Source organism: Pseudomonas sp. PDM32, from assembly GCF_019219225.1.
GTDB classification, from domain to species: Bacteria; Pseudomonadota; Gammaproteobacteria; order Pseudomonadales; family Pseudomonadaceae; genus Aquipseudomonas; species Aquipseudomonas laurylsulfatiphila.
On record NZ_JAHUWE010000003.1, the window covers coordinates 436,931 to 455,067 of the forward strand.

At 61.4% G+C, this 18,137-nt stretch carries 18 protein-coding genes and 1 pseudogene; 14 read left to right on the top strand and 5 right to left on the bottom strand.

Annotated features, from left to right (window positions below; all coding sequences use genetic code 11):
• Window positions 1–52 precede the first annotated feature (52 nt).
• From KW846_RS08415 to KW846_RS08425, 3 genes are all read left to right on the top strand, one after another.
• A complete protein-coding gene (locus KW846_RS08415; RefSeq protein ID WP_116582721.1) occupies window positions 53–352 on the top strand; it encodes a DUF4189 domain-containing protein in 300 nt (99 codons plus the stop codon).
• Window positions 353–511: 159 nt separating this feature from the next.
• Complete coding sequence (locus KW846_RS08420; RefSeq protein ID WP_218481933.1) at window positions 512–2,251, top strand: dipeptidase; 1,740 nt, start codon at window positions 512–514, stop codon at window positions 2,249–2,251.
• Between the two features lie 434 nt (window positions 2,252–2,685).
• Window positions 2,686–4,812, top strand: coding sequence for a TonB-dependent receptor domain-containing protein (locus KW846_RS08425; protein WP_218481934.1), 2,127 nt, complete (start codon window positions 2,686–2,688; stop codon window positions 4,810–4,812).
• 46 nt (window positions 4,813–4,858) lie between these two features.
• Here the strand turns inward: KW846_RS08425 and KW846_RS08430 are convergent, their stop codons facing one another.
• A complete protein-coding gene (locus tag KW846_RS08430) occupies window positions 4,859–5,689 on the bottom strand; it encodes an oxidoreductase (protein WP_218481935.1) in 831 nt (276 codons plus the stop codon).
• Window positions 5,690–5,819: 130 nt separating this feature from the next.
• Here KW846_RS08430 and KW846_RS08435 point away from each other — a divergent pair, with 130 nt between their 5' ends.
• The 4 genes from KW846_RS08435 to KW846_RS08450 all read left to right on the top strand — a co-directional run bounded on the left by KW846_RS08435 (window position 5,820) and on the right by KW846_RS08450 (window position 10,692).
• Window positions 5,820–6,731 (top strand): LysR family transcriptional regulator, encoded by a 912-nt coding sequence (locus tag KW846_RS08435; RefSeq protein ID WP_218481936.1) that lies wholly within the window; start codon window positions 5,820–5,822, stop codon window positions 6,729–6,731.
• A gap of 38 nt (window positions 6,732–6,769) precedes the next feature.
• Complete coding sequence (locus KW846_RS08440) at window positions 6,770–8,047, top strand: tyrosine/phenylalanine carboxypeptidase domain-containing protein (RefSeq protein ID WP_218481937.1); 1,278 nt, start codon at window positions 6,770–6,772, stop codon at window positions 8,045–8,047.
• A 168-nt stretch (window positions 8,048–8,215) separates the two neighbouring features.
• On the top strand, window positions 8,216–9,772 hold the full coding sequence (locus KW846_RS08445) for a DUF3300 domain-containing protein (protein WP_218481938.1): 1,557 nt from the start codon (window positions 8,216–8,218) through the stop codon (window positions 9,770–9,772).
• Window positions 9,773–9,798: 26 nt separating this feature from the next.
• Complete coding sequence (locus KW846_RS08450; RefSeq protein WP_218479758.1) at window positions 9,799–10,692, top strand: DUF2950 domain-containing protein; 894 nt, start codon at window positions 9,799–9,801, stop codon at window positions 10,690–10,692.
• A 30-nt stretch (window positions 10,693–10,722) separates the two neighbouring features.
• On the opposite strand, the gene KW846_RS08455 is transcribed toward KW846_RS08450, so the two are convergent.
• A complete protein-coding gene (locus tag KW846_RS08455) occupies window positions 10,723–11,226 on the bottom strand; it encodes a GNAT family N-acetyltransferase (RefSeq protein ID WP_218481939.1) in 504 nt (167 codons plus the stop codon).
• Between the two features lie 144 nt (window positions 11,227–11,370).
• On the opposite strand from KW846_RS08455, the gene KW846_RS08460 reads away from it, so the two are divergent.
• The 4 genes from KW846_RS08460 to arsH are packed head-to-tail and all read left to right on the top strand — an operon-like array spanning window position 11,371 to window position 14,231.
• Window positions 11,371–11,718, top strand: a complete 348-nt coding sequence (locus KW846_RS08460) for a metalloregulator ArsR/SmtB family transcription factor (protein ID WP_218481940.1) — start codon at window positions 11,371–11,373, stop codon at window positions 11,716–11,718.
• A gap of 23 nt (window positions 11,719–11,741) precedes the next feature.
• Window positions 11,742–13,025: an arsenic transporter gene (locus KW846_RS08465; RefSeq protein ID WP_007978309.1), complete on the top strand. Its 1,284-nt coding sequence runs from the start codon at window positions 11,742–11,744 to the stop codon at window positions 13,023–13,025.
• 28 nt (window positions 13,026–13,053) lie between these two features.
• Entirely contained in the window at window positions 13,054–13,524 is a 471-nt protein-coding gene (locus KW846_RS08470; RefSeq protein ID WP_102674275.1) for an arsenate reductase ArsC, read from the top strand.
• Between the two features lie 11 nt (window positions 13,525–13,535).
• A complete protein-coding gene (arsH, locus tag KW846_RS08475) occupies window positions 13,536–14,231 on the top strand; it encodes an arsenical resistance protein ArsH (RefSeq protein ID WP_218481941.1) in 696 nt (231 codons plus the stop codon).
• Between the two features lie 142 nt (window positions 14,232–14,373).
• Here the strand turns inward: arsH and KW846_RS08480 are convergent, their stop codons facing one another.
• From KW846_RS08480 to KW846_RS08490, 3 genes are all read right to left on the bottom strand, one after another.
• The gene (locus KW846_RS08480) at window positions 14,374–15,168 is read right to left on the bottom strand and encodes a hypothetical protein (RefSeq protein ID WP_218481942.1); all 795 of its coding nucleotides are present in this window, start codon (window positions 15,166–15,168) and stop codon (window positions 14,374–14,376) included.
• Window positions 15,169–15,438: 270 nt separating this feature from the next.
• Complete coding sequence (locus KW846_RS08485) at window positions 15,439–15,825, bottom strand: YkvA family protein (protein WP_218481978.1); 387 nt, start codon at window positions 15,823–15,825, stop codon at window positions 15,439–15,441.
• Window positions 15,826–15,993: 168 nt separating this feature from the next.
• Complete coding sequence (locus KW846_RS08490; protein ID WP_218481943.1) at window positions 15,994–16,446, bottom strand: Lrp/AsnC family transcriptional regulator; 453 nt, start codon at window positions 16,444–16,446, stop codon at window positions 15,994–15,996.
• Window positions 16,447–16,597: 151 nt separating this feature from the next.
• Between KW846_RS08490 and KW846_RS08495 the strand changes: the two genes are divergently transcribed.
• From KW846_RS08495 to KW846_RS08505, 3 genes and pseudogenes are all read left to right on the top strand, one after another.
• The gene (locus KW846_RS08495; protein ID WP_218481944.1) at window positions 16,598–17,215 is read left to right on the top strand and encodes a LysE family translocator; all 618 of its coding nucleotides are present in this window, start codon (window positions 16,598–16,600) and stop codon (window positions 17,213–17,215) included.
• 61 nt (window positions 17,216–17,276) lie between these two features.
• Window positions 17,277–17,762 (top strand): MaoC family dehydratase, encoded by a 486-nt coding sequence (locus tag KW846_RS08500; protein ID WP_218481945.1) that lies wholly within the window; start codon window positions 17,277–17,279, stop codon window positions 17,760–17,762.
• Window positions 17,762–18,028 (top strand): annotated as a pseudogene (locus KW846_RS08505) (hypothetical protein); the annotation flags it as partial. The gene KW846_RS08500 and the pseudogene KW846_RS08505, both read left to right, overlap by 1 nt.
• Between the last annotated feature and the right edge of the window lie 109 nt (window positions 18,029–18,137).

The following is an 18,137-nucleotide window of genomic DNA, read 5'->3' on the forward strand; positions in this document are numbered from 1 at the left end:
CCTAATCTGAATAGACACGACCTTGATCGCCTCTTGATACAGGGGAACCGGAATGACGGGACAGACTGCACGCCAAGGCTCGTCATGGCTCCTGCTTTCCCTGCTCGCCGCCAATCTGGCGCTGACAGCCGGATGCTCAGGCAAAACCAACACGGCTCGCTATTCAGCTTCAAACACCGGCTCAGCCTGCTATGCAAAAGCCCTCCCCACTGTCGGCGAAGGTGGCCTCGCCTGGGGCGACACGCTGAACATGGCTCGCCAGAAATCCCTGAACAACTGTATCCGCTATGCCGGCCGATCGGGCGGCACGCCGAATACCTGCCAGGTGGTGTTGGCGGAATGTAAACACTGATAGAGCGTTTTGCGTTTCTGCGTCGCTTTTGCATTTCTGTGCGACAGATCCCACTTCAGGGGCTCCCGTTTCACACACTCATGGTGTTAGTTTTGAGATGTTTCTGATCAAGCGATCAGATATTTCTTACAACCCGCCTGCAAAGGAATGCCCCCAGCAATGGATTTTTCACTCAAGCACCTGGCTGCGACCACCCTGATGCTCGCCAGCCTTTCGTCGTTCGCCAGCGCTGCCCACGCCAACATCACACCGCAACAGAGCGCGATCATCCTCAAGACGTTCAATGATGCTTCGGTCAAGGATTTCCGCCAGTTCCTGCAAACCCTGGCCAAGAGCGATGTCGCCAAAACCGATGATCTCGGCCCGGCCATCAGTGCCTTCCTCGGCAACAAGACGCTGTCCGCTGAGCAGCAGAACGAAATCCATCGTTTGCTCGGTCTTTACGCCCGGGTGAAATACGGCAGTGCGGCCACCGAAACCTTGAAGGAACTGGTGGCCATTCCGACCGTGCGCGTGGACGGCGTTGACCAGCACGACAACCCCGAATTCCTCAAGATCGCCGAGAAGATCAAGGGCCTCGCCCAGGCGTTCAACCTGAACTTTCGCAACATCGACAACCGCGTGTACGAGATCTCCCTCGAAGGCAAGGGCGATGAAGTCGTGGGCATTCACGCCCATGCCGATGTGGTGCCGGTGACGCCGGAGAACTGGGTGCTGCAGGACGGCACCCGCCTCGATCCGTTCAAGGTCACCCTGGTCGGCGATCGCATGTATGGCCGCGGCACCGAAGATGACAAGAACGGCATCGTGGTGGCGCTCTACGCCATGAAGATCATCAAGGAGGAGCAACTGCCGCTGGCGCGCAACTTCAAGCTGCTGGTCGACACCACCGAAGAAACCACCGGTGATGCCATCCCCTACTACTTCGAGCGCAACCCGACGCCCAACTACAACCTGGCGCTGGATGGCGGCTACCCGGTGGTAATCGCCGAGAAAGGCTACGGCACCGTCATGGCCAGCTTCGCCAAGCGTGCTGGCGAGGGCAAAGGCGCAGAAATCATTTCGATGACCGGCGGCCTGGCCACCAACCAGATTCCGTCGACATCGGTCGCGACCCTGGTGACCGACAAGCCCGCCGAACTGGCTGCCAGCCTGCAAAAGGCCGGCACTGATTACGCCAAGCAAAATGGCGGCAACTTCGAATTGGCCGCCAAGGTCGACGGCAAGGACGTCAAACTGACAGTCACCGGCGTTTCCGCCCACTCCTCCGAGCCCGAGTCCGGCGTCAACCCGGTGGCCAGGATGCTCGACTTCATCAATAGCCTCGACGGCAAGGTCGCGCTCAAGCACAACCAGTTCACCGACGCTGCCCGCTACGCCGCCGACAACTGGGGGCTGGACTACCTGGGTGGCAAGCTGGGGGTCGGTTTTGCCGACGAGTTCATGGGCCCGCTGACCACGTCCCTGACGTATGTCGGGATGGATGACAAAGCCTTCAAACTCGCCGTCAACCTGCGCGTGCCAAAGGGCAAGACGCCGGAGGTACTCAAATCCGAAATCGCCGCGAAGCTGGACACCTGGAGCAAGAAGACCGGGATCGCCCCGACCTTCGACCTGTCGATTGCCGAACCGATGTACCGCAACCCCGAGGGCGAATGGGTCAAGGCCCTGCTCGCGGTGGCCAGCGAAAACCTCGGCATGGAACACAAGTTCGGCACCTCCGCCGGCGCCACGTCCGTGCATGAATTGCCTAACGGCGTGCAATTCGGCCTGGCCATGCCGGACGTCAAGTACACCGGTCACAACGACAACGAGTTCAAGACGACCGAGCAGTTCCTGCTGGACTTGCAGATCGTGACCGAGATGATGGGCCGCATCGGGCAATTGCCGACGCTTTGATCGGTACTTTCACTGGTTTGGACTCGGACGCGGTCCCTTGTGGGAGCTGGCCTGCCAGCGATGGTCGTTAACGATAACGCGTGTTAACCGGATAAACGCGGCGCACTTGAATCCATCGCCAGCAGGCTGGCTCCTACAGTTTTTCTGTGTGGACGCGGCCCCCTGTGGGAGCTGGCTTGCCAGCGATGGTCGTTAACGAAAACGCGGGGGAACTGGATAAACGCAGCGCACTTGAGTCCATCGCCAGCAGGCTGGCTCCTACAGTTTTCGGGAATGCGTGAAGAACCCTTCGCCCCCGGCCCCGGGCATTGCAGTGACGTCAACGCCACTGGAAATATCCGGTGGGCAAAAAACCAAAATGCCATGTGCTCCCTTCGTTCATTCTTGCGTCGCACTGTTCATTGTCCGTTCCCTGTACATCTGGAGTTTCCCCAATGCCCTCGCCTAATTCCTTGCCCGCCGCGCTGCTGGGCCTGGCCCTTGTTTGTCCGGCGATGACCGAGGCTCAGGGCCTTGAACTGGGGCAAGTGCTGATCGGGGCCGAGGACCAGAGTGACGAAGACCAGGGGATCGAGGACGCCAGGGCCCGGCTGGCCCAGGTACCCGGCGGTACCAATGTGGTCGACATGCGCCGTCCGCTGCAGGGCCGTGTCGCGAGTAACCAGGATGTGCTGGCTTATCAGCCCGGGATCTATGCCCAGTCGGCGGGCAATGAGGGGGTGAAGATCTCGATCCGCGGATCGGGCATCAACCGTGCACCGGGTGCCCACGCCTCGGGGCTGTACACCATGCTCGACGGGCTGCCGCTGACTGGCCCTGGCGGCACGCCCTATGAACTGCTGGAACCGCTGTGGCTCGACCATGTGGAAGTGTTGCGCGGGGCCAACGGTTTCGACCGCGGTGCCCTGGCCTTGGGCGGGGCCATCGATTACGTCAGCCATACCGGCTACAACGCGCCAAAGTTGCAGGTACGCTACGCAACGGGCAGTCACGGTTATCAGCAGCGTCAGGTCAGTTCCGGACAGGTGCTGGGGGACTTCGACTACTACGTGGCCATGACCGACGCAAACGCCGACGGCTATCAGGACCACTCGGCCAGCGAGAGCCAGGGCGTGATCGCCAACTTCGGTTATCGCTTCAACCCGAACCTGGAAACGCGCTTCTACCTGCGCCACCGCCAGACCGACAACGACCTCGCGGGACGCGTGACCAAGCACTCCATCGAGCACGATCCACGGGCGGCCAACCCCGCCTACGTGGCGCGGGACGATCGCCGCGACGAGCCGGGCAGCACCTTTATCGGCAACAAGACCACCTGGTACCTCGATGACGATTCAAGCATCCAGACCGGCCTGGTCTACCACGATTACCCCATGGACTTGCGTGAGGGCCCCAACCGCCTGAAGGTGGCGTACACCGACGTCAGTGGCACGTTCGACTATCAGCGTCGCGACACCCTCTGGGGCCTGCAAAGCCAGAGCACCCTGGGCCTGCGGGTGACCAAACATCTGCCTAACTCAGGGGCCAGCGAGTTCGTGCGCATCCCCACCGGCAACACCGCCGGCTACGCACCGGGCACGCTGATGCGCAACTTCACCTACCAGGGCTCGGACACGGTCCTGCATGTCGGCAACGACCTGGAGATCGCCGACGATCTGTGGCTGACCACGGGCCTGGCCGCCATTTACACCCGCCGTGAAAGCGACGTCACCTATCCGCAGGAAGGCGGCAAGACCAGCCTGCACGATTGGGACTATGCACCGCGCGTGGGCTTGCGCTACCAGCTGACACCTGACCTGCAACTGTTCGGCAACCTCAGTCGCTCGGTCGAGGCACCGCACCCCTGGTCGCTGATCTATAGCTCCAACATTCGCTTCCCCGCCGGCAGCGGCCCCGCCACAGGCGCCCAGCGCGATCCGGTCAAGCTGCAAAACCAGACCGCCACCACCCTGGAAATCGGTGGTCGCGGTGACAGCACCCTGGGCCAGTGGAGCCTGGCCTGGTACTACGCCCAAGTACACCACGAACTGCTCTCGGTGTTGCCGGACGCCAACGCCACCACGCCGTACGAGCTCAACGCCAGCCCCACCGTGCACCAGGGCGTCGAAGCCAGCCTGCTGAGCCCGCTCTGGTCGCCGGACGATGGCGGCCAGTTGAGCCTGCGCCAGAGCTACACCTTCAGTGACTTCCACTACCGCGACGATGACCGCTTCGGCGACAACCGCCTGCCCGGCCTGCCGATGCATTATTACCAGGGCGAACTGCGCTACGACTGGCCACAAGGCTTCTTCGCCGCGGTCAACACGCAATGGGCGTCCAAGGTGGCGGTCGATTACGCCAACAGCTACTACGCCGATCCCTACGCCATATTCGGCGCGACCCTGGGCTACAACGCGCCCAAGGGCGACTGGCAGACCTGGCTGGACCTGCGCAACCTGACCGACAAGCACTATGCCGCCACTGTCACGCCGGGCTACGACGACAAAGGGCTGGACGCGGCACGCTCCACCCCCGGTGAAGGCATGGCGATGTACGTCGGGGTGTCGTGGAGCCTGCTCTGAGGCCGCGTTGGACAGGTATTGAACCGCCACACGGCCCCTGTACGCGTCAGACCTTGAAGTCGGTGGACAGCGCCAACGCTTTCCATTCGCTCAACTCAGCCTCCACAAAACGGTTTTTCGCCTCGATGCGTGCCACGGTGTCGCTGCCCAGCGCCAGGCGTTGTGGCGGTTTCGGCGCGTTGACCAGCGCGAGCATCGCTTCGGCAAACTTCACCGGATCCCCAGGCTGCGCATGGTTGGCGCCTTCGGCAAACTGGCGCATCTTGCCGACGGTTTCCTCGTAGTCCGGCAGTTCCAGGGCGGTCTTGATCAGCGACTGCTCGTCCAGGAAGTCGGTGCGGAAGAACCCGGGCTCGACAACCGTCGCATGGATGCCCAGCGGCGCCAGCTCCTGATGCAGCGCTTCGGTAATGCCCTCCACCGCAAACTTGGTGGAACCGTAGACGCCCCAGCCCATGTAGGCCTGATAGCCGCCGATCGACGAGATATTGATCACATGACCCCTACGCTGGCGACGCATGTGCGGCAGTACCGCGCGGGTGACGTTGAGCACGCCGAACACGTTGGTGGCGAACAGGCGCTGGGTTTCGCTGGCGCTGGTCTCTTCCACCGCGCCCAGCACGCCGAAGCCGGCATTGTTGATCAGCACATCAATGCGCCCGAAACGCTTGATGCCCTCGGCGACCGCCTGATGTGCCTCTTCCTCGCGGGTGACGTCCAGCCGCACGGCGAGCAGGTTCGGGTGATCGCCCAAGCGGTCAGTGATGTCTTGTGGTTGACGAGCGGTGGCAATCACAGCGTCGCCGGCACGCAGGGCGTGTTCTGCGATGAGGGTGCCAAAACCACGGGAAGCGCCAGTAATGAACCAGGTACGCATTTCAACTCCTCCTGTCAGCGACCCGAGCGTTGTTGCCGGGCCTTCTCGATGAGTTGATGCCACTTTAAGGCTGTGCTACTGATGTGATAATCCCAGCAATTTTGCATGCCTTTGTGAATGGTGCTCACAAATGAAATCCCCCTCCACCGCCGACCTGTCGATCTTCCTGTGCATCGCCCGGCACCTGAACTTCAGCCGGGCAGCGGTCGAACTGGGTCTGACGCCCTCGGCACTCAGTCATTCATTGCGAGCGCTGGAGAATCGCCTGGGCGTACGCCTGTTCAATCGCACGACGCGCAGCGTGGCGCTGACCGACGCCGGGGAACGCCTTTTCGCACGGCTGAAACCAGCCTTCCGGGACATCGATGATGCCTTGGAAGACCTCAATAGCTTCCGCGACAAGCCTTCAGGGAACCTGCGCATGACAGCAGGTCGACAGGCCTGTGAGCTGGTGCTCTTGCCGATCGTCAGCCGGTTCCTCAAGGAGTATCCGGATATCCGCCTTGAGATCGTTGAAAGCGACGCCTTGGTCGACGTGGTGGCTGGGGGTTTTGATGCGGGGGTACGTTTCGGCAACCGTCTGGAAGCCGACATGGTCTCGCGGCCTGTCGGGCCGAACATGCGCTCGGTGGTCGTGGGCTCGCCGGCATTCTTCGAGCGACATGCCGCCCCCCGAAAACCCGAGGACTTGCATGGCATCCCGTGCATCCGCCATCGCTTCCCCAGCGGCTCGATGTACCGCTGGGAATTCGAACGCGGCGCGATCACCCAGGAAATCGACGTCAGCGGCCCGCTTACGCTCGGCGATGTCAGCCTGATGATCGGCCCGGCATTGCAAGGTGTGGGGCTGGCCTACGTGTTCGAGGACATGGTCACCGCGTACCTGGCCGATGGTCGCTTGATCCAGGTGCTGGCCGATTGGTGCCCCTTTTACCCAGGCCTGCACCTGTATTACCCCAGTCGCCGCCATGTGCCCGCCGCGCTCAAGGCCTTCATCGACTTTGCCTGTACGGCTCGACACCCAACCGCCCACGACGACTAAGCTTTTGTAACCTCACCTCGTCCCTCAAGGAGCTATCCATGAGTGCCGCTGCCCTGTCCGAACTCGATGCCGCCCTGCCCGGCCTGACCCGCAAGATCCGCGTGCTTGATGCGCTGTCCTGGCCCGATGGCGTCGAGGAGGACTTCCTGGCGAAATGGCGCAGCGGGCGTGCCACGCTGCCCGATGTCAAGTTGCAGCCCCGCGACCACAGCGCCGACATCGCCGCCCTGGAAACCTTTATCAGCCATTGCGATGTGGGGCATCCGGCGGGGAACTACCTGGCCCTGACCGCCCGTAGCTATGCCACGGCCGGGCAGATGCTGGGGGCCATGGGGACTCCCGCCTTTACCCAATACTCGTCAGCGCTTTACCGGCGTCCGGATTTCCATTATTCGCGCCTGCAACTGAGCATGCTCGACGCGGCCCGATTCTTCCTCCAGACCACCGACGCCCTGCTGGGGAATGCACGCATTCCACCCTGCCCCGCCGAGATCCCGGCCAAAGTATTCGCCGCCTGGATTCAACCGGAACTGGACCGTTTCTTCGGCGCCGGCCAGATCACGGTGGTGCTCGATCCGAACCTGGCCGCCAAGGCCATCGCTGGATCGAGCCGCATTCGCCTGCGGGCCAGTGCGCTGTTCACGGAGCTGGACAAGCATCAGCTGTTGCAACACGAGGCCTTCGTGCATGTCGCCACCGCACAGAACGGCGCGCGGCAGCCGAATCTCACAAGCCTGGGCCTGGGCGCACCGCGCACAACCCAGACCCAGGAGGGCATTGCCACCCTGGCCGAACTGTTCACCGGCAGCATGGACATCAACCGCCTGCGTCGCCTGGCCCTGCGCGTGCTGGCGGTCCAGCAGGCGCTGGAGGGCGCCGATTTCATCCAGGTGTTCGAAGGTTTTCTGGCGGCCGGGCAGACGCAGGAGGAATCCTTCCGCTCTACCCAACGGGTGTTCCGCGGCGCCGATCTGCGGGGCGGTTCAGCATTTACCAAGGATGCCGCTTACCTGACCGGGTTGCTGGGCGTCCACACCCTGCTGCGCATTGCCATCCGCGATAACCGGCCGGAACTGATCGGGCATTTGTTTGCAGGGCGCCTCAGCCTGGCGGACACGGTACGCCTGGGGCCATTGTTCGAGTCCGGCTGGCTCAAGGGACCGACCTACCTTCCGGCATGGGCCTCCGATCTGCGTCTGCTGGCGGCCAACCTGGCCTTCTCTGCGTTCATTTCCCGGATCAGGCTGGATGTGCTGGACCTGGACGTGTTCATGGCATTTGCCGAAGAACACGAAAGCGATGCCAGCGCACATTGATCAGAATCAGGACCTGGATCACAGCGTTTCAAAGCCAGCCGAGGTCCGTCAAATGAGCTGCTACCATTAGGAAGCGGTGTCGAGGCGCAGCTCTGTGGCTTGCAGGGTCGGCTTTCACCTGCCAGGGATTGATCCACTCACTTCAAGCCTGACCACATGGGGGGTGCAATGCACATTCCATTACTTTACGCGTTGTCGGCCGTACTGTTGTTGAGCGGACCTTCCAGCCTGGCACTGGGTGCGGGTGAGACCGCTGCCGCACCCGCCCCGGTTCCGGCACCCGCCGCAGCCCCCGTACCGGCAAGCGCGTCCAACGCGGCGCCCGTCGCCCCGGTGACCAAGGATCCGGTGTTCAACCAGGAACAGCTGGATCAGATGCTGGCGCCCATTGCGCTGTACCCGGACCCTCTGTTTGCACAGGTGCTGATGGCCACCACCTACCCCGGGGAAGTCGGCGAGGCCGTCAGCTGGTCCAAAGCGCACCCGGACGCCAAGGGCGACGACGCAGTCAAACAGGTGGCGAACCAGCCCTGGGACCCGAGCGTGCAGGCACTGGTCGCCTTCCCGCAGGTCCTGGCAACGCTAGGGCAGGATCCCGTCTGGGTACAACGCCTGGGTGATGCCTTCCTGGCGCAGCCCGACGATGTCATGGAAAGCGCGCAACGTTTGCGTCGCCAGGCACAGGCAGCCGGCAATCTGCAGAGCAACCAGTATCAGAACGTGACGATCCAGAATGTCGCGGCGCCAGCACCTGCAACCACGAATGCGGCACCGGCGCCAGCGCCTGCTGCTGAACCGGCGCCGGCCAGCAGCTCCACCATCATCATCCAGCCTGCCGATCCGCAGGTGGTGTACGTCCCCACGTATAACCCGACGACCACCTACGGCACCTGGCCCTACCCGGCGTCGCCGCCGGCGTACTATCCACCGCCACCGGCCTATTACCCTGGCCAGGCCCTGATGGCCGGACTCGCGTTTGGCGCCGGCGTGGCGATCATTGGATCGTTGTGGGGGGAATGTGACTGGGGCAATAACGACATCGACATCGACGTCAATCGCTACAACAACATCAACGGCAACAACCGGATCACCAACAACAAATGGCAGCACAACCCGGTGCACCGCAATGGCGTGCCCTATCGAGACAATGCCAGCCGCGCACAGTACGGCCGCCAACTCAACGGTGCCAGTCAGCGTGAAGCCTATCGCGGGGACACTGCCCAGCGCGCCCAGGCCCGTGAAAACGCCCGCAGTTCAATGGACAAGCACGGTATCGAACGACCTGCCACCAGCAACCGCGAAGCCCGTGACCAAACGCGCAAGCTCCAGTCCGGGGCCGCGGATGGCAATCGGTTACAGGCCGGTGCGGACAGGCCCAGGGCGGCTGACAGAGGCCAGGGTACCGCCAGAAATACCCGGGAAAATCAGCAGCCGAGGCCCCAGGCCCGCCAGGAACCCAGAAACCAGAACGCCCAGTTGAACCAGCGCAGGGAAGGCGCCGCGCAGACGCGGCAGGCGCCGAACAAACGACCGGCCGCCAGTGCCGGCAGTGCCCGCAACAATGCGTTCGCCGGCGCACGCTCACCGTCCCAGGCCAACGTCCAGGCCAATCGTGGCCGGGCCAGCCAGGCATCCGCCCATCGCCCCAGTGCCGCCCGCTCGGCCGGTCACCAGGTCAGTCGGCCGTCCAATCCACCAGCGCGTCAAAGGGGGGGCCGTCGTTGAAAAACCATCCTCGAATGAAAGGACTCATGGGCTTGCTGCCTCCTGTCCTTGCGGTAGCTGCCGGCTTGTTGTGGTCGTGTATGGCGACGGCGCAGCAGGCCTTTCCAACCCCGGAAAAGGCTGCAGAAGCCTTGGTCCAGGCACTGGGTACGGAACACGCCGACCAGGCACGCCTGACGGAACTGCTCGGTAGTGACTGGCACAACTACATCCCGCGTGAAGGCGTGCAGCGCAAAGACGTCGATGCGTTTTTGCAGCAGTACCGCGAGCAACACCACATTGAAAAAAGCGGTGACGACAAGGGCATCCTGGCGGTCGGCCCCGAGAACTGGACACTGCCGATCCCCTTGGTCAAAGTGGCGAGCGGCTGGCGCTTCGACTTGAAGGCCGGCAGTGCCGAGATCCGCGCACGCGAGATCGGCCGCAATGAACTCGACGCGGTGCAATCGGTGCTGGCCTATCACGACGCCCAGATGGACTATGCGTCAGTCGATCGGGACGGTGATGGCGCACTCGAGTATGCGCAGAAAATCTTCAGCACCCCCGGCAAGCACGACGGACTCTATTGGGCACCAGACGATAGCGGCCAGATCAGCCCGCTGGGGCCTTCGTTCGGCAAAGCCATTGCCGACGAAGAATGGCATGGCTACCGCTTCCGCATCCTTCATGGCCAGGGGCCTTCGGCACCGGGTGGCGCCTACAGTTACCTCATCGGCGACAAGATGAGCCGCGGCTTTGCCCTGATCGCCTGGCCGGCGAAATACAACGACACCGGGGTGATGAGCTTCATGATCAGCCACGAAGGCCAGGTGTTCGAAAAGGACCTGGGGCCCGAAGGTGAAAAACTGGCGCTGGCGATGAAGCGCTTTGACCCCGATGACAGCTGGCAGGAGGTGGCGGCAGATCAGGATCAGGAGTAGCCCGCAGCAACCTGCTACGGGCTTGCAGAACTATTGAAACGACAGGACGAATCGCTCTTCGCGGCCCGGGCTGTCGTCACGGCAAGGTTGCTCAAGCTTGAATCCGCACCGGTCCAGTACCTTTCTGGAGCCCAGGTTTTCCTTGTAGGCATAGGCCACCAGTTGCGCAAGTCCCCAGCGCACCCGTGCCTGCTGGATCAGATGCCTCAGCGCCCGTGTTGCCAACCCCTGCCCGCACACGCGCTGATCAATCCGATAGCCCACTTCGGCAGACCCCATCGCCAGGTCGATGCTTTTCAGATTGGCTCGACCAACGATTGTCTGGCTTGAGTCCTCGATGACAAACGGGTGCCAGGCGCCGCTGGCCAAACCCGACAGATAGCTATCGATATGTTCGGCGACACCGCGCAACGAATAAAACGCAGGGTCGCGCGCATCGATATGCGATTCGAACCATTCACGGTTGCGGATTTCGAACGCCAGTAAAGCCTCAGCGTCAGTGGTTTTCAGCTCGCGAACGTTAAATGAATCCATGCACTGCATCTCCTTTGCCTTGTCTGGAAACAGCGCAAGTCTATCGCATACCTGAACATCCCCGCCCTTCTTGAGCCTTGTCGACTTGCACACAACATATGGATAAACGTATATTCGAATAACCATATGTACAGAGCCACGCCAATGCTCAACCCTGCCGTCGTATTCAAATGCCTGTCCGACGAAACCCGCGCCCGGGCCACTTTGCTCATCGCCCGTGAAGGCGAGTTATGCGTGTGTGAACTGGTCTGCGCCCTGGACGATAGCCAGCCGAAAATTTCCCGCCATCTTGCCCAGCTTCGCGGATGCGGCCTGCTTCTGGACCGTCGCCAGGGGCAATGGGTGTATTACCGGCTCAACCCTGATCTGCCCGCGTGGGTGCGTGATGTTCTGCAGACCACGCTGGCAGCGAACGCCGACTGGCTCGAGGACAACAGCACTCGCCTGAACGCTATGGGCGACCGCCCTCTCAACACTGCCGCCTGCTGCTGACCCTTCAACCGTCGAGAATCCACATGCTGACTGCGTTTTCCATTTTCCTGCTCACCATGGTGTTGGTCATCTGGCAACCCAAGGGCCTGGGCGTCGGCTGGAGCGCCTCCCTGGGCGCGGTTCTGGCCCTGCTGGCCGGCGTCGTGACGCTGCACGATATTCCGCTGGTGTGGGCCATTGTCTGGAACGCCACCGCGACCTTCATCTCGCTGATCATCATCAGCCTGTTGCTCGATGAGGCCGGGTTCTTCCAGTGGGCCGCCTTGCATGTGGCACGCTGGGCCAAGGGTGACGGGCGACGCCTGTTCGTCTTCACGATACTGCTGGGGGCCGGCGTCTCCGCGTTGTTTGCCAATGACGGCGCCGCCCTGATCCTGACCCCCATCGTTGTTTCAATCCTGCTCGCACTGCGTTTTTCGCCAGCGTCCACCCTGGCGTTCGTCATGGCGGCCGGCTTTATCGCCGACACGGCGAGCCTGCCCCTGGTGGTGTCCAACCTCGTCAACATCGTTTCGGCGGACTACTTCGACCTGGGGTTCGCCGAATACGCGGCCATCATGGTGCCGGTCAATCTGGTTGCCGTGGCGACCACCCTTGTGGTGCTGTACCGGTTTTTCCGCCGTGACATTCCCCGGCACTACGCGCTCGATGACGTGATGGATCCGCGACGCGCCGTGCGTGATCCCCTGACCTTCCGCGTCGGCTGGATCGTTCTGGCCCTGTTGTTGGTCGGGCTGTTTGCCCTGGAGCCCCTGGGCATTCCGGTCAGCGCCATCGCAGCGGTCTGTGCCGCGCTGCTGTTCGCCGTGGCGGCGCGCGGGCATGTGATTTCCACCCGCCGGGTGCTGCGTGAGGCGCCCTGGCAGGTCGTGATCTTTTCCCTGGGCATGTACCTGGTAGTGTACGGGCTGAAGAACGCCGGACTGACCACCTACATGACCATGGCCCTGAACCGCATGGCCGAGTTCGGCATCTGGGGCGCCGCGCTGGGCACCGGCCTGCTCACGGCCTTGCTGTCATCGGGCATGAACAACATGCCCACCGTGCTGGTGGGCGCACTGTCGATTCAAGCCAGTGACGCCACCGGCGTAGTGCGTGAAGCCATGATCTACGCCAATGTCATCGGCTCTGACCTGGGCCCCAAGATCACCCCCATCGGCAGCCTGGCCACCCTGCTCTGGCTGCATGTTCTGGAGCGCAAGGGCATCCGCATTACCTGGGGTTACTACTTCAAGGTCGGCGTGGTCCTGACGCTGCCGATCCTGCTCATCACCTTGTCTGCCCTGGCCTTGCGCCTGAGCGTCTAGCCCTGTGCGCCTGCAAAGAGGAGTCACCATGCGCGTTCTGTTTATGTGTACCGCCAACAGCTGTCGCAGCATCCTGTCCGAAGCCATGTTCAACCATCTCGCGCCAGAAGGCTTCGAGGCGATCAGTGCCGGCAGCTTCCCCAAGGGACAGGTGCTGCCCCGCAGCCTGAGCACCTTGCAAGAGGCCGGCATTGCCATCGACGGCTTGAGCAGCAAAGGCAACGAGGCTTTCGAAGCCAACCCGCCGGACATCGTCATCACGGTCTGCGACAAGGCTGCCGGCGAAGCGTGCCCGGTGTACTTCGGACCGGCACTGAAAGCCCATTGGGGCCTGGAAGACCCCTCGGACATAACGGGCGATGAAGCACGGATAGCGGCGGCGTTCCACTCAACCCTGGCGCGTATCGAAACGCGCTGCCGGGCATTCCTCGAACTGCCTTTTGCACAACTTGACCGCGATGCATTGAAGCGCGAACTCGAACGCATCGGCACGCTTTGACCGGAGCCCTTATGACCCATTCCTTGCCCAATCTCGACACGGCACTGACCCCACCCATCGCCCATGGACGCAACGACCGGCACAAGCCGCGCATCCTGTTGTTATACGGCTCGACTCGTGCGCGGTCGTTCAGTCGCCTGCTGGTCGAGGAAGCAGCCCGGTTGCTCGAACACTTCGGCGCCGAGACGCGGATCTTCAATCCATCCGGCCTGCCGCTGCCGGACGACGCGCCCTCCGATCACCCGAAAGTCCAGGAACTGCTCGAACTGATGCAGTGGTCTGAAGGACAGGTCTGGTGCTCACCAGAGCGCCACGGCTCGATGTCTGCAGTGTTCAAGGCGCAAATCGACTGGGTGCCGTTGGCGTTGGGAGCCATTCGCCCAACCCAGGGAAAAACCCTCGCGGTCATGCAAGTCTGCGGCGGCTCCCAGTCCTTCAATGTGGTGAATCAGCTTCGTGTGCTGGGACGCTGGATGCGCATGTTCACCATCCCCAATCAATCTTCGGTGCCAAAGGCTTTTCTGGAGTTTGACGACGCCAATCGCATGAAACCCTCATCGCTGTACGACAGGGTGGTGGATGTCATGGAGGAACTGGTGAAATTCACCCTGCTGCTACGGGATCGCCCCGACCTGGTTGACCGCTACTCGGAACGCAAAGAGTCCGCGCAAGATCTGACTCAGCGCGTGAATCAGCGGTCGATCTGACTGTAGAGATTTGGCTCGATAGCCGAAAAAAGTCGCAAACCCATGACGTTCCAGGGCTTGCGACTCTTTGCCGATACGTCCCTCAAGTTCGCGGGACGTTTTCTACGGTATGCCTGCCGTGTTCATTGCAGAACGTACAGGCTCAGTTCTCTACCTCGACCGCGTCGAAATCCGCTTCGTCAGGAGCATCCGCCACATCCCTTCTGGCGTCCTTCGCCTCAACTTTGGCGGCCTCTCTGGCTGCCTTCGCGTCGGCTTTGGCGGCGTCCCGAGCGTCATCCGCGGTAGCCCGGGCAGCATCCCGGGCGGCATCTGCGTCGGCCTTGGCCGCGTCCCTCGCAGCATCCGCAGCGGCACGGGCAGCGTCTCTGGCAGCATCTGCGTCATCGTCCGCTACGCCAGCCGCTCTTGCGGCATCCCGGGCGGCATCTGCTTCAGCCCTGGCGGCGTCCCGAGCGGCATCTGCGGTTGCTTTTGCCGCATCACGAGCTGCATCCGCAGTCGCTCTTGCCGCGTCCCGGGCGGCATTGGCATCAGCCCTTGCAGCGTCCCTGGCTGCATCCGCGGCATCGTTGTCAGCGTCGTCCGCGTCGTTGTCATGGGCATTGCCCGGACCTTTGTTCCCGGCTACACCACCATGGTCAGCGTCGCCGCGTCCCGGGCCTCCATGACCGTCACCGTCATGGCCTGCGGCACCATGATCGCCACCCTCTCCTCCATGGCCGCCGGCACCGTGACCGCCGTCACCGCCACCGTGACCACCAGCGCCGTTTCCGCCACCGCCATTACCGCCACCGTGACCACCACCGCCTCCACCGCTGCCGCCATCCTTGGCATACACGCTGGAGAAACTACCGATGTAATCGGGCACCAGGACAGTCGATGCCGACAGGACTCCACCGATTGCCAGAGCCAATAAACATTTCTTGAGCAGCATGATGCACCTCCGCATGGAGTTGCGAACCCATCTCCGTATCGAACGCAATGTCCAGTGAGTTCCCGGCCGCCCCTTGGAGCAGCCGGCCAACCGGCACAGCCATCAATCTGCAACATTGACGAGCTATTGCGGTATACGCACGATCCCTCAGAGCCAGTTGGCATCGTTGCGTGGGAAACATTCCCACATATTTTTTTGGATAAGTGCTTTCAGCCCGAGTTCAAAAAAATAGAATCAGCACTGACGCATGGGTTGAGCAATAACCCCGGCTCACAGCAACCAAGCTGCCAAACTGCCCGCAGCAACGAGCCAGACCAATACAACAATCACCGCAGCAATTCTGTTCGCTGGCCGCTTCCTGTGGCTTTTCTCCCACTCACTCGCTTTGAACCGACACTCCTCGAGCACCTGTACTGGCATCAAGCGAATAGCGAGCAGAATGCCAAGCGGCAAAATAATCACATCGTCCAGATACCCAAGCACCGGAATGAAATCGGGAATGAGGTCGATTGGACTCAGTGCGTACGCCACGACAAAAACCGAAATCCATTTGGGTAACCAGGGGGTTTGCGGATGCTGGTAGCAAAACCAGAGAACCATCGTCTGTCGTTTCAGGTTTCTGGCCCAGCCACGTAAACGATCAAGCAGGTGTTTCATATCGGCATCGTCTGTACTTAAAGGAGCGTGCCTGCGAGCGTAGCGTCTTGGGAGATTGACAGCCATGAGTCGAGAGGACTGCAGCCAAAAGCGGCCAGCCGTGACCGACATGGAACGGCCAAAGCGGTCGCTCCCGACGCTCATAAAGAACCACATGCAGCCTGTCCATCAGAAAGGAAGGGGCCTGTCCTGGACGACCCGTTTCATGACGAGCGTCGAAGTCAGCCGTTGCACGTTGGGTAACGTCGAGAGGCTCTCATCGTAAAGTCTCTGAAAGGCCGGCAGATCCTGGGTTACCACGTGCAGCAGGTAGTCCGGCTCCCCAAACAGACGCTGGGCATCGACCACCTGGGGTATTTCGACGAGCGCCGTCTCGAAAGCTTCTACAGCTTGCCTGTCACCCTCCCGAAGTGTGGCAAACACCATGGCGGAAAAGTTCAGGCCAAGTGCGCCGGGGTCCAGTCGTGCGCGATAACCCAGCAACACTCCAGACTCCTCCAAGGCCCTGACTTGCCGATGGCACGGGGAAAGGCTCAGGCCCACGCGCTCGGCCAGTACGGTGACCGACAGGCGACCATCCTTTTGTAGCTCGGAAAGAATTTTTCGATCAATCCTGTCCATATAGAAGAATCTCCCAAACAGAGCCGTTCTGATGACCATCTTTGCAAGTAAATTCTAACAAGATTTCATTATTCTTCCTTCAATCATTCATTGCCGCGCAGCGCTGGAAACGAGGCAGATGCGGCCTTTGACTCAAGGAGCAGGTAGCGTCATGACCTTTAGCGTTTTCGTTGCGTTCTGGGCAGTATCGGTTCTGTTCATCATCACGCCGGGCGCCGATTGGGCCTACGCGATTTCGGCAGGGTTGAAGCATCGAGTCGTCCTGCCCGCAGTGGGCGGTCTGTTATCCGGCCATTTGATCGCCACAATGATTGTTGCCGGCGGTGTGGGCACATTAGTCGCCAACAATCCTGTGGCCTTGTCGGGGCTTACGGTTGCCGGAGCGGGTTACCTGCTTTGGTTGGGCGCCAACATGCTTGCCCGCCCTTCTACACCTCATGCGGATGAAACTCAGGCGTCGGGCTCATGGAAGCGCTGGGCGCTCAAGGGACTTTGCGTGAGCGGGCTGAATCCGAAAGTGTTTCTGCTGTTCCTGGCGCTCTTGCCTCAATTTGCCGACGCGACCGCTCCCTGGCCCGTACCGATGCAAATGATTGCGTTGGGACTCGTCCACACTGTCAGTTGTGGCGTGATCTATCTGCTGGTGGGATTTGGCTCGCAAGTTATTCTTCGGGCGCGCCCTGCGGCCGCTCAACGAGTCAGCCGATTTTCTGGAGCCGCCATGATCATCATCGCGCTGGTACTGCTGATCGAACAGATCCGCGGTTGATCCTTGATCGGCAATGCATTTTACGTTTCAGCCACTGCTTCACCGCTACCATGGAGCGCTTATGAAAAGCCCGAGAGAACGAGCCGCCGAAGGTCTCCAGGTCGGTGACCGATTCACCATAGTCCGCTGTTTTACAGAGGATGACATTCGTCAGTTCGCGCAAATCTCTCGAGACTACAACCCCGTTCACTGCGATCCGCGCTACGCGGAACTGCGCAGGTTCAAGGCGCCCATTGCCCATGGCCTTCTGACCGCCAGCCTCGTCACCGAAATTGGCGGGCAAATCGGCTGGCTGGCGACAGGGATGAGTTTCGAATTCAAACGACCGGTTTATCCAGGCGAGCCCATCACCTGTCACTGGCTCATCGCTGACATCGATGAACGTGGTCATGCAAAAGCCGAAGTCCGGATTCTCAACGCGCAGGGAGTCACGGTGCTGGAGGCGACGACGATTGGGGTCCTACCAGGAGCCAAAGAGCGTGAACGCCTTAAGCAAATGCTTGCTGAAGGCGATCACACTAACGGAGCTGCCGTGACCATGACTTGATGTCCTTGAAATGGGGGACAAAGGGTGCCCCCGACAGGCAGCAATCTGCTATCAGCGGCAGTACCGTGTTTGCCCTGCGCTCGCTGGACACTGGCAACCTCGCCACCCGCGAAGAGCATCTGGCGAGCGAGGCGCGGTTACTGGCCGATCAACTGAGCACTTTTCACGGCGCGTTGCGTGAAAGTACCCAGCACTTTAGGGGCCTGTTCGATAAACGTTTCAGTGCCGGGTTGAGCATGCATCCGGATGAGCCGGTGGCGGTGTCTGCGAAAGAGATTGCGGCGGATCTCCGGCATGAGATTGATCGGCTTCGCTGAGTCTTTGCCGAGATTGCCATCGACTCAATTTTCCGATTTGTCCCAAATCTTTCCTGGC

Bases quoted from the DNA above. Each gene is read 5' to 3' on its own strand.
- KW846_RS08440 (WP_218481937.1), top strand. From the start codon at position 6,770: ATGAGTGCCGCTGCCCTGTCCGAACTCGATGCCGCCCTGCCCGGCCTG.
- KW846_RS08460 (WP_218481940.1), top strand. From the start codon at position 11,371: ATGCTCAACCCTGCCGTCGTATTCAAATGCCTGTCCGACGAAACCCGC.
- KW846_RS08445 (WP_218481938.1), top strand. From the start codon at position 8,216: ATGCACATTCCATTACTTTACGCGTTGTCGGCCGTACTGTTGTTGAGC.
- KW846_RS08420 (WP_218481933.1), top strand. From the start codon at position 512: ATGGATTTTTCACTCAAGCACCTGGCTGCGACCACCCTGATGCTCGCC.
- KW846_RS08465 (WP_007978309.1), top strand. From the start codon at position 11,742: ATGCTGACTGCGTTTTCCATTTTCCTGCTCACCATGGTGTTGGTCATC.
- KW846_RS08425 (WP_218481934.1), top strand. From the start codon at position 2,686: ATGCCCTCGCCTAATTCCTTGCCCGCCGCGCTGCTGGGCCTGGCCCTT.
- KW846_RS08495 (WP_218481944.1), top strand. From the start codon at position 16,598: ATGACCTTTAGCGTTTTCGTTGCGTTCTGGGCAGTATCGGTTCTGTTC.
- KW846_RS08480 (WP_218481942.1), bottom strand. From the start codon at position 15,168: ATGCTGCTCAAGAAATGTTTATTGGCTCTGGCAATCGGTGGAGTCCTG.
- KW846_RS08455 (WP_218481939.1), bottom strand. From the start codon at position 11,226: ATGGATTCATTTAACGTTCGCGAGCTGAAAACCACTGACGCTGAGGCT.
- KW846_RS08490 (WP_218481943.1), bottom strand. From the start codon at position 16,446: ATGGACAGGATTGATCGAAAAATTCTTTCCGAGCTACAAAAGGATGGT.
- KW846_RS08435 (WP_218481936.1), top strand. From the start codon at position 5,820: ATGAAATCCCCCTCCACCGCCGACCTGTCGATCTTCCTGTGCATCGCC.
- KW846_RS08415 (WP_116582721.1), top strand. From the start codon at position 53: ATGACGGGACAGACTGCACGCCAAGGCTCGTCATGGCTCCTGCTTTCC.
- KW846_RS08430 (WP_218481935.1), bottom strand. From the start codon at position 5,689: ATGCGTACCTGGTTCATTACTGGCGCTTCCCGTGGTTTTGGCACCCTC.
- arsH (WP_218481941.1), top strand. From the start codon at position 13,536: ATGACCCATTCCTTGCCCAATCTCGACACGGCACTGACCCCACCCATC.
- KW846_RS08485 (WP_218481978.1), bottom strand. From the start codon at position 15,825: ATGAAACACCTGCTTGATCGTTTACGTGGCTGGGCCAGAAACCTGAAA.
- KW846_RS08450 (WP_218479758.1), top strand. From the start codon at position 9,799: ATGGGCTTGCTGCCTCCTGTCCTTGCGGTAGCTGCCGGCTTGTTGTGG.
- KW846_RS08500 (WP_218481945.1), top strand. From the start codon at position 17,277: ATGAAAAGCCCGAGAGAACGAGCCGCCGAAGGTCTCCAGGTCGGTGAC.
- KW846_RS08470 (WP_102674275.1), top strand. From the start codon at position 13,054: ATGCGCGTTCTGTTTATGTGTACCGCCAACAGCTGTCGCAGCATCCTG.